13 protein-coding genes are annotated in these 13,664 nt (G+C 39.6%); 8 read left to right on the forward strand and 5 right to left on the reverse strand.

Annotated elements, in window-relative coordinates:
* Positions 1-995 precede the first annotated feature (995 nt).
* From ACDQ55_RS16565 to ACDQ55_RS16580, 4 genes are all read right to left on the reverse strand, one after another.
* On the reverse strand, positions 996-2,084 hold the full coding sequence (locus tag ACDQ55_RS16565; protein ID WP_420982565.1) for a 3-oxoacyl-ACP synthase III family protein: 1,089 nt from the start codon (positions 2,082-2,084) through the stop codon (positions 996-998).
* 619 nt (positions 2,085-2,703) lie between these two features.
* Complete coding sequence (locus ACDQ55_RS16570; protein ID WP_420982566.1) at positions 2,704-2,895, reverse strand: cold-shock protein; 192 nt, start codon at positions 2,893-2,895, stop codon at positions 2,704-2,706.
* Between the two features lie 140 nt (positions 2,896-3,035).
* Positions 3,036-3,908, reverse strand: coding sequence for an IS3 family transposase (locus ACDQ55_RS16575; RefSeq protein ID WP_420982580.1), 873 nt, complete (start codon positions 3,906-3,908; stop codon positions 3,036-3,038).
* A complete protein-coding gene (locus ACDQ55_RS16580) occupies positions 3,893-4,210 on the reverse strand; it encodes a transposase (protein WP_420982567.1) in 318 nt (105 codons plus the stop codon). The genes ACDQ55_RS16575 and ACDQ55_RS16580 overlap by 16 nt, the downstream gene beginning before the upstream one ends.
* A 436-nt stretch (positions 4,211-4,646) precedes the next feature.
* Here ACDQ55_RS16580 and ACDQ55_RS16585 point away from each other — a divergent pair, with 436 nt between their 5' ends.
* The 4 genes from ACDQ55_RS16585 (at position 4,647) to ACDQ55_RS16600 (ending at position 8,071) form a co-directional block, all read left to right on the forward strand.
* Complete coding sequence (locus ACDQ55_RS16585; protein ID WP_420982568.1) at positions 4,647-5,945, forward strand: hypothetical protein; 1,299 nt, start codon at positions 4,647-4,649, stop codon at positions 5,943-5,945.
* A gap of 24 nt (positions 5,946-5,969) precedes the next feature.
* Positions 5,970-6,587, forward strand: coding sequence for a hypothetical protein (locus ACDQ55_RS16590; RefSeq protein ID WP_420982569.1), 618 nt, complete (start codon positions 5,970-5,972; stop codon positions 6,585-6,587).
* A complete protein-coding gene (locus ACDQ55_RS16595; protein WP_420982570.1) occupies positions 6,584-6,997 on the forward strand; it encodes a hypothetical protein in 414 nt (137 codons plus the stop codon). The genes ACDQ55_RS16590 and ACDQ55_RS16595 overlap by 4 nt, the downstream gene beginning before the upstream one ends.
* A gap of 99 nt (positions 6,998-7,096) precedes the next feature.
* Entirely contained in the window at positions 7,097-8,071 is a 975-nt protein-coding gene (locus ACDQ55_RS16600) for an IS481 family transposase (RefSeq protein WP_420982571.1), read from the forward strand.
* Positions 8,072-8,514: 443 nt separating this feature from the next.
* Here ACDQ55_RS16600 and ACDQ55_RS16605 read toward each other — a convergent pair whose 3' ends face one another.
* Positions 8,515-8,859, reverse strand: a complete 345-nt coding sequence (locus ACDQ55_RS16605; RefSeq protein ID WP_420982572.1) for a helix-turn-helix domain-containing protein — start codon at positions 8,857-8,859, stop codon at positions 8,515-8,517.
* A gap of 145 nt (positions 8,860-9,004) precedes the next feature.
* Here ACDQ55_RS16605 and ACDQ55_RS16610 point away from each other — a divergent pair, with 145 nt between their 5' ends.
* From ACDQ55_RS16610 to ACDQ55_RS16625, 4 genes are read left to right on the forward strand one after another with little or no spacing between them, the layout of a single operon-like run.
* Positions 9,005-10,621 carry a hypothetical protein gene (locus ACDQ55_RS16610; RefSeq protein ID WP_420982573.1) on the forward strand — a complete coding sequence of 539 codons (1,617 nt, stop codon included), beginning with the start codon at positions 9,005-9,007 and terminating at the stop codon, positions 10,619-10,621.
* 51 nt (positions 10,622-10,672) lie between these two features.
* Complete coding sequence (locus ACDQ55_RS16615; protein WP_420982574.1) at positions 10,673-11,641, forward strand: tyrosine-type recombinase/integrase; 969 nt, start codon at positions 10,673-10,675, stop codon at positions 11,639-11,641.
* A complete protein-coding gene (locus ACDQ55_RS16620; protein WP_420982575.1) occupies positions 11,631-12,557 on the forward strand; it encodes a tyrosine-type recombinase/integrase in 927 nt (308 codons plus the stop codon). The genes ACDQ55_RS16615 and ACDQ55_RS16620 overlap by 11 nt, the downstream gene beginning before the upstream one ends.
* Before the next feature lie 33 nt (positions 12,558-12,590).
* Positions 12,591-13,136 carry an ORF6N domain-containing protein gene (locus tag ACDQ55_RS16625; protein WP_420982576.1) on the forward strand — a complete coding sequence of 182 codons (546 nt, stop codon included), beginning with the start codon at positions 12,591-12,593 and terminating at the stop codon, positions 13,134-13,136.
* The last annotated feature ends 528 nt before the right edge of the window (positions 13,137-13,664 follow it).

Consider the following 13,664-nt stretch of genomic DNA (forward strand, 5'->3'; position numbering starts at 1 on the left):
TCCTGATCAGGATATCGGTTGCAAAATCGCGGATAGATATAAATATAATTAGTGAGGGTGTTCAAATATAAAAAAGGAATTCACCTGCTTACAGTTCGTTTTTCTCAGCTCAACGTATAATGATTTTAATAATCATCTTTAGAGATAGAATATGATGGATATATTATCGTTGACGTTAACAGGGTTTTCCGGAGCAACATACTCGGAAACAAATACCTCTCTTCCCTAGGATTCGCGGATATTTCGACTCCCTCCTCAACCCTGGTAGATAACGAAGCAGCAAGAAGTCAAAAAAATAAATACGTAAAGAAAACAGCGTTTTTTTAAATGCATATGCAAAGGACCATTTTTTAGGTGAACACTTTTATTGTACTGCCTCCGTAGTAGTCAGAAACTTCCAGGTATCCTGTGAAATCATTCGAATCAGCATAATTGCTACGTAAAAGCTAAGGAAAATAATCTCAATACATCGTGTATGGCATCAAATAATGTTAACGGAGGTTTTGTATGTGTACCCTCCATTGAAAAACTCATAGATATATTATGATCGTAAAAAGTATCTTCACTAAATACCAATGTACAATTCGGAAAAACTACAAGGTAGTGGTTTCTCTTTCGCCCCAAACGCCCTATTGGGATGAGGTTGAATCATCTTATGATCCACTGAAAGAGAGAATTAGAATCCAACATTATGCATCAGATCAGATGTCAGTAAAATTGAAATGATGTCTATGAATCACACAATTTATCCTATCTCCCAACTTTTCAACTTGATCCCTATCTTTTCACAACTTTACCACTAAAAACAAAAAAAACTTTGTAGAATCAGCTTCTACAAGGTTTTAATTACGTCAGAGTATTTACTTTTACTCTTTATAGTGAGCCCTATGGTACAAAACTCGAACCTTTTTATCTTTGCTCTCAAGAAACTAGCTGAAATTATTTGAATATTAAATTGCTTGATATAGCCTCCGAGATACAGGTCATGGCAATGTTTAAAAAGGAACACGGTATGTTACAGCGTTCATATTGACTCCTGCCCCTACGGACGCAAATACAATATTTGTTCCTTTAGTAAACTGCTGATTAACAAACTTACCCTTATTCATCAAATCAAAAAGCGTAGGCAGGGTTGCCACAGAGCTATTACCCAACCAGGAAATTGTCATCGGCATTATGTCCGTAGATGACACCTGCTCTACCCCATATAGATTGAAAAGTTCCCTGAATATCGCTTCATCCATTTTTTCATTAGCTTGGTGGATAAGCAACTTATTAACATCAGAAATTGAGAGCGAGGCTTTATCAAGACAATCCTTAATTGTCAATGGAACAGTTTTTAAAACATTCTCGTACAATTTACGTCCATTCATTTTTAGGAACATTGCATCACCTTCGAAATTGGGATTGTAAGAGCAACCCATTTGTAAAACGTAAGCAAGGTCATCTGTATAAGATTTTGACACATGGGAAAGAATACCAATAGGTGTCGAGCTATGTTGGGCCTCCAAAATAACAGCCCCTGCACCATCTGCATAAATCATACTATCCCTATCATGAGGATCGCAGATCCGGGATAAAGTTTCTGTACCAATGACCATCACTCGTTTCGCATTTCCTGATTTTAGGAAATAGTCAGCCTGAATGATACCCTGGAGCCATCCTGCACACCCCCAAGTCAAATCATATGCAACGGTAAGGGGATTAATAATACCCAGGTTATGCTTTACCCTTGAGGCCAATGCAGGAACGAAATCACTGCGGCGATTTTCTACCTTCACGTCTCCAAAGTTATGGGCAACAATAATATAGTCGAGGCTTTCAGGGTTAATGCCGGATGATTTTAAGGCATCTTCTGCAGCGACTCCTGCGATGTCAGAAGCAACCAGATCATCCGAAACGTATCGTCGCTCTTGTATGCCGGTGATTTTACCGAACTGCTTGACAATATCTGTATTCGTCTTAGATAGTATGGTGCCGTCTTTATTATAAAAAGCATGATTTAAAAAATGATCATTTAAGATCCGTTTGGTAGGAATATAGCTTCCGCTACCGATAATTACCGTAAAAAGATTTGTGTCCATAGTGTCTGCTATCAATGACTGGCTATTTGCTTACAACCTAACATTCCGGCAAAAGTAATATATCCGAATATATTTTTTTTGCGTTTTTTTCCAAAACACAATACGAAATAGGCTAGCCTTGGTCAAGTGTTTTTACTCAATTAAAGAGACTGAATAAAAGATATACGATGCTGGCATCAGGCATAATAGGGCGAAGCATGAAACATTCGCCGGTTGTTCCTGTAATAAAGGAACTTATTAACCTTATAGAGCTACTTTAAAGCCATAATACACTTCTAACCACTTATTATGTAAATTAACCGTGAAGGTTTCACGCGACGAGAAAATTAACCAAGCAATCCAAATGCCGAATTACGTCATTAATCAGAAATCGTAATTTTACAAAGTCCGTCCGAAGATTACACAAAATGATACAGAAAAACAACATTGCCGGTATAGGCGAGTTTCTGCTCACTTTTAACGATAAGCGTAGCTTCAATGATAACTTTGGTGACACCCTTTAAATTTGCCAGAGTGCATACCTGTACATGGGTGCGGTAAAACTTTACAATTCCTCTTATAAAAAGAAAACCTCTATCCTTGCAAGATAGAGGCATTACTAATTTATAAATAAATCTAATTATCTTCTTTTAACGTTAACCGCATTCAGACCTTTTCTCCCTTGCTCGATGTCGTAGGTTACTGAATCATTCTCATAGATGTTATCCATTAATCCGGAAGAATGAACAAAGATTTCGCTATCACCATTTACTGGTACGATAAAACCAAAACCTTTCTCTTCATTAAAAAACTTTACTGTTCCTTGATTCATTATATATTTATTGATATCAACAAATATAATTAAAAAAAATTAATATTATAATTATATTTTAAGAACCTAGTGCTAGTAGGCCTTAATATTATATTCAAAAAAACGTAACCTGGATTTGCAACAAAAAAATGGACAACTTATTAAGCTGCTTTTTTTAGAATAGATTTACTAAATTCTTCGGGTGGTAAATACCCTAATATTGAATGTCTTCGCTGCCTGTTGTACCATATTTCGATGAACTCAAACAGCTCTTTTTTTGCGACATCTATTGAATCATATACTGTATGGTGCCCGGTTTCTGATTTAAGGATCTTGAAGAAATTCTCCATTACTGCGTTATCCCAACAGTTGCCCTTTCTGCTCATACTCTGTTGTACCGAGTTACCTTTTAGCAGATCTCTGAACTCCTCACTGGCATACTGTACACCTCTGTCTGAGTGAAAAACCATATTTGGAGCCACGGATCTATTTATAATCGCCATATTCCAGGCAGTAACAATAGTCTCCCTGGCTGTCATACCTGTACTCATTGACCATCCAACAATCCTTCTGTCAAACAGGTCCATGATTGCTGTTAAGTAAAGCCATCCGTTTTTTGTCCGGATGTAAGTCAGATCAGAAACCCATTTCTCTGAGGGTGCCGTGGCAGTGAATTCTCTATTGAGGATATTGGCAGACACTTCGAGTGTATGGTTGGAATCTGTCGTGCATACTTTGAACTTACCTGTAATAATACTGCGAAACCCTTTGTCCTTCATGATCCTGGCCACTCTGGGTCTGGAGGCACGCAATCTCATAGACTTAAGTTCGGCAACTATTTTTGGGCTGCCATATCGGCCTTTGCTTTTGAGGTAGATATCTTTAACTCTTTTGCAAAGCACTTGCCTGTCCATGCAAAGTTTTGATGGTTTTCTCGTAGACCAGGCATAATAACCACTACGGCTTACTTTGAACACTTTACACATCTTCTCGACATCAAATTCTGCCTGATGGTCCTTTATGAACCTGAATATTTGTTGTCTTCCCTGGAGAAAATGCTCACTGCCTTTTTTAGTATCCGATTTTCCATTTCCGCTTCCTGGAGTGCTTTCTTAAGGGCTTGGATTTCCTTCTGCTGTGGCGTCAGATCCTGTTTCCCATTACCAGGAAAACTACAGGTATCATGCATACTGAACTCTCTGGTCCAGCGACGAAGCATTCTACCCAATTCTTTTGCTACAGTTACGGCTGCCTTGCCACTTCTGTGCAATTCTACTGCCATCAATTTGAGGGATTTATCATAACCCCTTCTTTCTTTTTTACTCGTTGTAATCAAAGTTAAGGAAAGAGCTTAACTATATGTCCACACAAAGGTAGCAGTTACAGTTTTTAAAATGCTTAATAAATCTTTCATAAATAGATATTAATTGTTTTGAACTAGAGGGGATATTCCCACATAATCATCAAATAACATCGTAACTATTTCATATTTAACAATTTATAAGACTTTTTAAGTCTAACTCTGGAATAATTAAACCCACCGGGAAAGAGAACTTAGGCATAGTGCGTCGCACTACTCCAATCTTAATAAGATACAAAGACCATACGATAAATCAATTGATTATCAATATGATTTTATAAATACTTATTTCTATCTTCAAATAACAATACAATATGATAATTTCTTTTAAATAGTTGAAATAATATTTATATTTATCCAATTATAATTTTGATGCCCCTCAAAGTATATGAACTTAAAAACCAGATATTGTTTGCCCTATATCGTTAGCATACCCTTATTATGTGTAAAGATATCTTCTGCGCAATCAATTGACACTTCATCACGATTACCTTTTACGCCACAATTTAACAACATCAACTTTTTAACTACCGGAGTCAAAGCTCAACAGACGACCACTGTTCACTTGATTCACGAAGTAAATAATTTAAAAGAAAAGACTCAAAGCACCTTCCAAGTGCAACAGGCTTTAAAAGAGCTGCAAACTGAGAACAAAAGAGATGAAGTCATATCATCATACGCCATTACTCGGAGTTATTGGGACGCCCTCAGTGTGCTTGAATCAATGTTGACACTTCCAGACAACACATTTTCCCTAATCCAAGCAGTGTATACTGTAGAAAATGCCTATTTAGATCAGCGAATACCTTTCGGTACGTTCAGAAGCCTTATAAAAGCCAAAGCGGATCTGTGTAAGTACATAATTAGAAAGGAAAAGCTGGATAGTACAGACAATCTGGCTAAGAATTATGCAATACAGAAGATTTTTTCGGATACAGTGTTATACTTTGACAAAAAGACCAACCAATTAAAAAAGATTCTTCCATTCCGTTATGATTTCGAGGACTACAAAGGAGAAAATCATTGGGAGAATATGTTTGTATCCAAATTACTTTATACTGGTAAGGGGCAATGTCATTCGCTACCCTTAGTATACCTTATGCTGGCAGAAGAACTCGGAGCTAAAGCATACCTTTCTATAGCACCTGAACATTCTTACATACAATTTTTAGATGGCAATGGTAAAGCCTATAATTTTGAAACAACCAGTGACATATTAGTATCAAACAACTGGATCATGCAGTCTGGATTTATGAATACGAGCTCCATCAAGCAACGCACCTACATGGACACACTGGATCGCAAAAAATTGATGGCCTTTATTGTTATGGACCTAACTATGGGTTATATGCAGAAATTCGGTTTTGACGATTTTGTGTTGCAGGCCATGAACAAAGTAAAAGAGCTGCATCCACAGAACTTGAATGCACTCCTACTCGAATCTAACATGATAACATATCAGACAATGGCAATGCTAAAAGCAGCCGGCAACCCTCCACCCCAGAAACTGTACCAGTATCCACAAATATATGATCAATACCAAAAGATGCTGGATATATATAATCAGATTGATGATCTCGGATTTCAGGCTATGCCGCCCGAAGCCTATCAGTCATGGTTAAATCAGTTGAAAAGGAGAAAACCAAACAGTTTAATAAGGAACTCCGGGAAAGCTTACAGTATCATATTCAGATCAATAATCATTCAGTAAATCATCAATCAAAGAATTGAGTAAATGAAATCTATAATCTCTATTCTGTTATGTCTTATCTGCTACTCTCTAAAAGCACAGCAAGACACCCCCTTTAAAAGTATCGGAAAAGATGTACTCATCCACACCTTGTCTGGTGGAAAGTATATTGAATCGTTCGATAATGATACTATTCAACGGATCGGAACTGTATTAATGAACATTAAAACAAAACAAATTATACTACTTCTTGATAGTGATAGTATTTATAAAGCAGTGAGTGATAACTCATCGTCCAGTCGATGGCATTCTATTGATCCCTTCGCCGAAAAGTATGCCAGCGTCTCCCCTTATGTTTTTGTTGATAATAATCCCATATTAAAAATAGACCCTGATGGAAGGGATTGGATCATTTCTACTACTAAAAATAAAGATGGCAGTTTACACTATAATATAGTATTCCAGGGAGCCATAATGAATAGTTCCAGTAGTAATATTAATATGAAAGGGTTGATCACACATGAGACGAAGATGTTCGAGAAGCTTTTTGGAAAAAACAATGTGACAGCAACTATGAATTTGCGGCAGATAAGTTCTATGGATGATCTTAAAAGCAATGAACATTTAATTGAGATTAAAGACCCCTCTTATTTTGCAAAATGAAAGGACCAATATACGGGAGGCATGCCAATATTAACCTCCGTATATATTTGTTGTATCCAAGGGAAAAACTTTTAATAACGTTCAATAATGAATTAATATTTTCTGACTCGGCCTATCAAAATAAAGAAAAATATAACTACGAAAAATACCTAAAAGCCAGAATAAAAAACGGAGGAGTGGTATCATTAAAGACAATCTTTCATGGTAAACCTATTATTGATACAAGTATAAAAGTTATTCCTGGCTTTGAAAAATATATATTACAGCTATCGGCACCTTTCCCCTCTAATATATCAGAAGATTCGCTTAAGAAATTAAAAGTACCATATAAATTCGGATACATACCCATTGAGAATTCACGTAGGATTGTAACGTTGGAGCCGGATACTGTTAAACATTTTTTAAATTGACTAAAAAAATGTGTGATTCATAGACATCGTTTCAATATATTTGTATGGAATATTGGTAACATGGTAGTTATGCCATACTCGTTGTAATAGTCATTTATTATGGATGAATTAGTTCGCAAACGACTAGGATGGATCAAGTTATATCAGCAGTGTCAAAATGCAGGAAAAACCTGTTTGAAATGTGGTATTTCAAGGCCAACACTTCGGAAATGGTTAACGCGATTTGAATTGTTCGGAGAGGATGGATTAACAGAACTTAGCCGTAAGCCCTTAAACTCTCCAGGCAAGAAAATTACTGCATACCATGAAGGAATCATATTAAGCCTGCGTAATGACCGTAAGTTGGGGCATCGTAGAATTGCCAGTGAACTCAAACGGCTTCATAGTATCCATCTTTCTTTAGCATCTATTCATAAGGTTCTCCAAAAGCATAATAAAAAATACCTTTCGCTCAAGCGAATCTACCGAAAGAAAATAACCAGATATAATCGTCCCACACCTGGTGACCGGGTTTTGGTAGATGTTTGCAAAATAGCTCCTGGCCTATATCAATACACTGCCATAGATGACTGCAGTAGGTATAAGGTTATAGAGCTTTATTCAAGACGAACAGCAACCAACACTTTGTTCTTTTTAGAGGTGATGCTAGAGCAAATGCCATTTCCAATCCAGAGAATACAAACAGATCGCGGTCGTGAGTTTTTCTCCTATAAGTTTCAGGAAACGCTTATGGAATATGGCATAAAGTTCCGACCAATCAAGCCATACTCGCCATACTTAAATGGGAAAGTGGAGCGAACTCAAAGAACCGATCTGGATGAATTTTACTCTACGGTATCCCTAAAGGATCCTAAATTAAAAGAACTGCTGAAGGACTGGCAACACTACTATAACTGGTACAGAGCTCATAGTTCTCTACGTGACAAAACACCTGTTGAAGTAGTGGTTTCCCTTTCACCCAAAACGCCCTATTGGGATGAAGTTGAAACATCTTATGATCCACTAAAAGAGAGAATTAGAATACAACATTATGCATCAGATCAGAGGTCTGAAAAATTGAAACGATGTCTATGAATCACACAATAAAGTGTCTAAGTTAACTTCGAAGAATATTTTATGAGATATTAGAAATAGGCTATCTATGGCAACTAAAGAGGTGATTTTTTTATTATCAGTAGTATTGAAATTTACTTCTTTGAATATGGTTGATTTAGCTGTTGAATATCCCATTATCGCGAAGTTCTTCCAGGTTAGTTTTGACTGTTCCTTATTGTATTTGAAAGTTTTACGAGTATTTGTAATGGAAATCAGGGTATAGTTATGCTTTTTCAAAATCTTATTAATACGATTATTGATAGTATTATTGATAATTATTCCTGATGAGAGCCCCAAAATGAGGAAAATGGAAAAGATAATTGTAAAGATTATAAGGAGCATCTTTAGATTTTTCTAACGTCGAGAAAGGATAATGCGCATAAACATAAATAGCCGCAGGCAATGCCTGCGGCTATTTATGTTTATGCTTTTAATTTTTTAGCTGTAGTGGTGAGCTGGGCTTCTTTTAGAAACGCATCAACCACCCGTAGAATAGTATTGCGATCCTCTTCAGAGATTTTATCCAGCAGTTCCAATCGATAGAGCATTTTTTTATCCTTCACTAAAAAGGTCGTGTTACCCACCAAATAATCCAGGCTAACGTCCAGTGCGTCCGCAATTTTTGCGGCCACTTCTACGGATGGCGTAATCTCATTACGTTCATAACGGCCAATGATAGCACCGGAGGTGCCTACAGCCTTACCGAGTTCGTCCCGGTTAAGATCCTTCTCTTTACGCAGTTGTACTATTTTATTACCTAAATCCATACCTAATAAGTGATGAAAATGCCTGATTGATCGGCGTTTTAATAAAATTAGTTTATTGATAGGTGAAAAACAACAATGAAAAGTTTGTTTTTAATTTACCTATCAATTATATTTGTCACCAATAGGTGAAGAAAAAATATTTTTTATGGCTAAGATCAATATCGACAATCAGGATGCCATTACTTACCAAACGGAGGAACTGGGGTTTACTATCCTGGGTGGTATCCGGTTGGATGGTTTAGACCGGATGCGGGTAACGTTGAAGGTGGAAGTGTTGAACCGTAAGTTCAACCACTATCTTGATCATCCTGATATTGCAAATCTTGCCATCCGCCAGAACCTTGATCTTTATAACCATCACCAGGTGGAAAAGCTATCCAGGTTGATAGCCGACCGGCTGGAAGTTGGCAGCAGTCCTGTAGTACAGGCATTGGGAGAAATCACGGATCAGTTGGAAGGCTATCGCCTGCAACAGATAGAAGTCCGGAAGCAGGAACAGGTAAAGCCGCTGAAAGTGCTTACTGAAGCAGAGCAGCAGCAGGCTATGGAGTTTTTACAACAGCCAGGCTTACTGGAACGTACCAACGAAATGATCGGCAGCAGCGGCATGGTAGGTGAAGAACTGAACCGGTTAATTATGTACCTGATCTTCACCAGCCGTAAAACCACCCGCCCGCTGCATGTGATCAGCTTCGGCAGCAGTGGTACCGGTAAAAGCCATCTACAGGAAAAGATCGGAGACCTGATGCCTGATGAAGATAAGATCGAGATCACCGCTTTAACAGAGAATGCTTTTTATTATTTTGATAAAGGGGAGCTGGGTCATAAACTGATATTAATAGAAGATCTGGACGGTATATGGTCTGCCCTGTATCCCTTGCGTGAGCTGCAAAGTAAGCAGCGTATCAGTAAAACCGTTACCATCAAAGACCGTAACGGTAATACTAAAACCATCCACCTGAAAGTACATGGCCCTGTTAGTATTGCTGGTTGCACCACCCATGAGAGCCTGTATGAAGATAATGCTAACCGCTGCTTCCTGTTATATCTTGATGAAAGCAGTGAACAGGATGATAGGATCATGGATTACCAGCGGAAACTAAGTGCAGGTAGGGTAAACAGTGCAGCAGAACAACAGGCCCGCTACCTGTTACAGAACGTGCAGCGTATATTAAAACCTGTTACCGTCCGTAACCCTTATGCAGAGCTGTTAAAGATACCGAAGGAGGTTTTTAAACAGCGCCGGACTAATGCGCATTACCTGGCCTTTATAGAAGTGATTACCTTTTATAAGCAGTACCAGCGGGATATACAGACAGATGAAGCTACAGGCGAACGCTATATTACCACTACGATAGATGATATAAGAGAGGCTAATGAGCTGATGAAAGGCATATTGTTGCGTAAAAGTGATGAGTTGGGCGGTGCTACCCGTCATTATTTTGAACAGCTTAAAGTCTGTCTGGAGTCCAATGGTGAAAAGGCTTTTACCAATAGTGGCATCCGTACCATGATGCGTATCCCACTAAGTACGGTAAAGCGGCACCATGCAGCGCTGCTGCAAGTGGGGTATATACGGCAGGTGGAAAGCCGCTACACAAAGGCATATCATTATGAAGTATTGAGCTATGAAGAATACCAGCAATTACAGCAACGTATTATTACCGTACTGGATGAAGTAACGGAAGGGCTCAATAGTTCAGTAACAGCCCATCAGATAAGTGAGCCGGATAAACGAAAGAGAAAGAAGCAGTTAGCCTAACGGCGCACGCTATACGGAGCATACATACCGCACACAAAAACTTATTGTATCATGAAACAGCTTGACTTAAAAAGTGAGGCCTACCGTTATATTGTCCAAAGTTACGGGGAGTGGCTAAGTGCGTTGGGTTATAATGATCAAACTGTTTATCAGTTACCTAATCACGTACAGGAGCTGCTTTACTACGCGGAGAGTAAAGGCTATGCAGGTTTACATCAGCTGGATATACACTTGTTTAAAGATCATTATTATAAGTTGAAAGGGCGGTCTAATCAGCGCCGTGGTGGAGGGTTGAGTAATAGCTATCTGAACAAACACTTACAGGCATTACAAAAGTTCAGCGACTATCTACGTCAGAGTGGCAGGCTGCTGCTTCCCAGATTGGATATACGTACTGAAAGTGGTGAAGGTGTTATCACCGATGTATTAACACAGGAAGAAATCAGGCTGCTTTTTGAAACTACTTACCAGCCCTATGAATCCAGTAAACATGATAAAGGCGCCCAGTTTTATGAAACGATGCAGAAGCGTGACCGGGCAATGCTGGCAGTGTTCTATGGCTGCGGGTTAAGAAGGAACGAAGGTTATCATCTTGATACCGGTGATATCCACTTCTATAGCTCCCTGCTGCATGTTCGTAAGGGAAAAGGCTACCGTGAACGTTTTGTTCCGGTTACAAAGCAGGGTATTAAATACCTGGAACAATACCTGTATGATGCCCGTCCTTACTTTATTACAGGGAAACAGGATGCGCTTTTTGTTACTTATAGCGGCAGGCGGCTAGGTGGCCAGGCATTGTTGGTGCGGCTGAAATTACTGATCGCTTTATCTGGCAATCTGGAACTACAGTTAAAAGATGTACACCTGCATACGCTGCGGCATAGCATTGCTACACATCTGCTACAAAATGGTATGACACTGGAGCGTATCAAAGACTTTTTAGGTCATACCAGTCTTGAAAGCACACAGATATACACCCACTTCTTAGAACAGCAAAATCCTCATATACATGCTACCTGATTATAGTAAGTTCCGGGAATACCTGGTTATAAAGCGTTACAGTACTGCTACCATTGAAACGGTTATCCGGGCAGTTAATTACCTGCGCCAGTGGGCAGATAAGGAGAATATACCGGAACTGGAAGATATAAGCTATAGTGACATGCTGGACATTATGAAATGGAGCAGTAGGGGTGGCGCATCACAGAGAACTGTATCCGGATATCTAACGCATGTACGTAAGTATTATGAGTGGCTGATCAGTGAAGGCATGGTCAAAGAAAATCCCGTCAGTAGTATTAAAGTACAGGGTATTAAGCGCCGCGCTTATTATGATATTTTAAGCGCTACACAGTTGGAAGAACTTTATCAGCATTACACTATCAATATCACTCATGAACCCGGAAAGATGCTGCCACCGCAGGAAATGAATATTTTATCCAGGAGGCGCAACCGGGTAATATTAAGCCTGTTGGTGTATCAGGGCTTGCGTGTAGAGGAAGTGGCAGCGCTAAAAACATCTGATTTACAGTTACGGGAAGGTAAGATTATGATACATGCCAAACGAAGAACTGCGGCCAGGAATATGACCTTAGAGAGCTTCCAGGTGTATGAGATAATGGACTACCTGCATGAAGTGAGAAAACAGCTTTTACCGGAAGGAGTAATCACGGATCAGCTTTTTGTACAGCGGGATGGTGGTCATAATTTTTATAGTGTTACTCAAACGCTGTTAAAACAGCTACGGCAGATCAACGGCAGGATAAAGAACCTTGATCAGATAAGGACCAGCGTTATCACACAGTGGCTGAAACAGCATGATCTTAGAAAGGTGCAGCATCTGGCAGGGCATAAATATGTAAGTTCTACGGAAGCATATAAACAGAATGTGCTGGAAGGGCTACAGGAAGCTGTAAACAGGTTCCATCCGTTGTAAGTAAATCTATTTTAAACATAAAAGTTACCAGTAATGAGTAAAACAGACAAGGAGGTAATGTTACCGGACGAATCTATTATGAGCAAAATACTGCTTATCAGAGGCAAAAGGGTGATGGTTGATAAAGATCTTGCGGAGTTGTATAGTGTTCCTACAAAGCGGCTGAATGAGCAGGTAAAACGTAATCTTAAACGCTTCCCGGAGGACTTTATGTTCCAGTTGACCACAGAGGAAAAGGAGGAGGTGGTCGCAAAATGCGACCACCTTAAAAACCTGAAGTTCTCCGCAAATCTGCCGTATGTCTTTACAGAGCATGGCGCTGTAATGCTGGCCAGTGTGTTGAACAGCGACAGAGCCATCGCCGTAAATATCCAAATCGTCCGCATCTTTACCCGGATGCGGGAAATGATACTAACGCATAAGGATATATTATTAAAACTGGAACAGATGGAAAAGCGTGTATCCGGTCATGATGAGCAGATAGAGCTTGTTTTTGAATATCTGAAACAGTTGTTAAGCTCTCCACAGGAACCACGGGTAAGAATAGGGTTTACACGGCATGATGAGGCCGTAGAATAGGTAACAGTGGAGGTTCTGGCGGGATAATATAATTATACGCATGAGTATAAAGCCCTGGCAGGTAAAGCGGTCTCACTGCGGGCTTAGTCGGCAAAAAGACGCGCCAGTCCTACGCTTGCCCCTTCCGCTGCGCTACAGGGGCTGCGCTGCGGCCTGTCACGTCTTTTTGCGCTCCTGCGTCGTTCGTCCAGCTCCCGGTCTGGCTAAGGGCTGTTTTTAATCATGGTGGCCTTTGTGCCCGCCATCCCTTTGCTGTCCATTTTTGTCCGCCCCCCGCTCCCCCCTGGCCTTCCATTTTTGATTTTGCCGTCCGCTGGCGCTCCCGGCGAGACAAAGGCCGAAGGCGCGGCCTGCTGCGGCTCGCCCTCGCTTGGCCCTTCCGCTGCGCTCCAGGGCCTGCGCTCTGTGTCTTGTCCTGAAATAGGTTTACACAAAAAATGTAAAAAATGAAGAAAATCGTCAAACTTAAGAACGGTTACTATCTGGAAAGTGACAAGCATCTTATTATTCAGGCCTATTTGAGTTCAA

Origin of the sequence: Chitinophaga sp. 30R24 (genome assembly GCF_049056765.1) — a bacterium.
GTDB lineage: Bacteria > Bacteroidota > Bacteroidia > Chitinophagales > Chitinophagaceae > Chitinophaga.

Coding starts and splice junctions, on each gene's coding strand:
- ACDQ55_RS16565 (WP_420982565.1), bottom strand. CDS start 2,084: ATGGACACAAATCTTTTTACGGTAATTATCGGTAGCGGAAGCTATATT.
- ACDQ55_RS16570 (WP_420982566.1), bottom strand. CDS start 2,895: ATGAATCAAGGAACAGTAAAGTTTTTTAATGAAGAGAAAGGTTTTGGT.
- ACDQ55_RS16590 (WP_420982569.1), top strand. CDS start 5,970: ATGAAATCTATAATCTCTATTCTGTTATGTCTTATCTGCTACTCTCTA.
- ACDQ55_RS16595 (WP_420982570.1), top strand. CDS start 6,584: ATGAAAGGACCAATATACGGGAGGCATGCCAATATTAACCTCCGTATA.
- ACDQ55_RS16600 (WP_420982571.1), top strand. CDS start 7,097: ATGGATGAATTAGTTCGCAAACGACTAGGATGGATCAAGTTATATCAG.
- ACDQ55_RS16605 (WP_420982572.1), bottom strand. CDS start 8,859: ATGGATTTAGGTAATAAAATAGTACAACTGCGTAAAGAGAAGGATCTT.
- ACDQ55_RS16610 (WP_420982573.1), top strand. CDS start 9,005: ATGGCTAAGATCAATATCGACAATCAGGATGCCATTACTTACCAAACG.
- ACDQ55_RS16615 (WP_420982574.1), top strand. CDS start 10,673: ATGAAACAGCTTGACTTAAAAAGTGAGGCCTACCGTTATATTGTCCAA.
- ACDQ55_RS16620 (WP_420982575.1), top strand. CDS start 11,631: ATGCTACCTGATTATAGTAAGTTCCGGGAATACCTGGTTATAAAGCGT.
- ACDQ55_RS16625 (WP_420982576.1), top strand. CDS start 12,591: ATGAGTAAAACAGACAAGGAGGTAATGTTACCGGACGAATCTATTATG.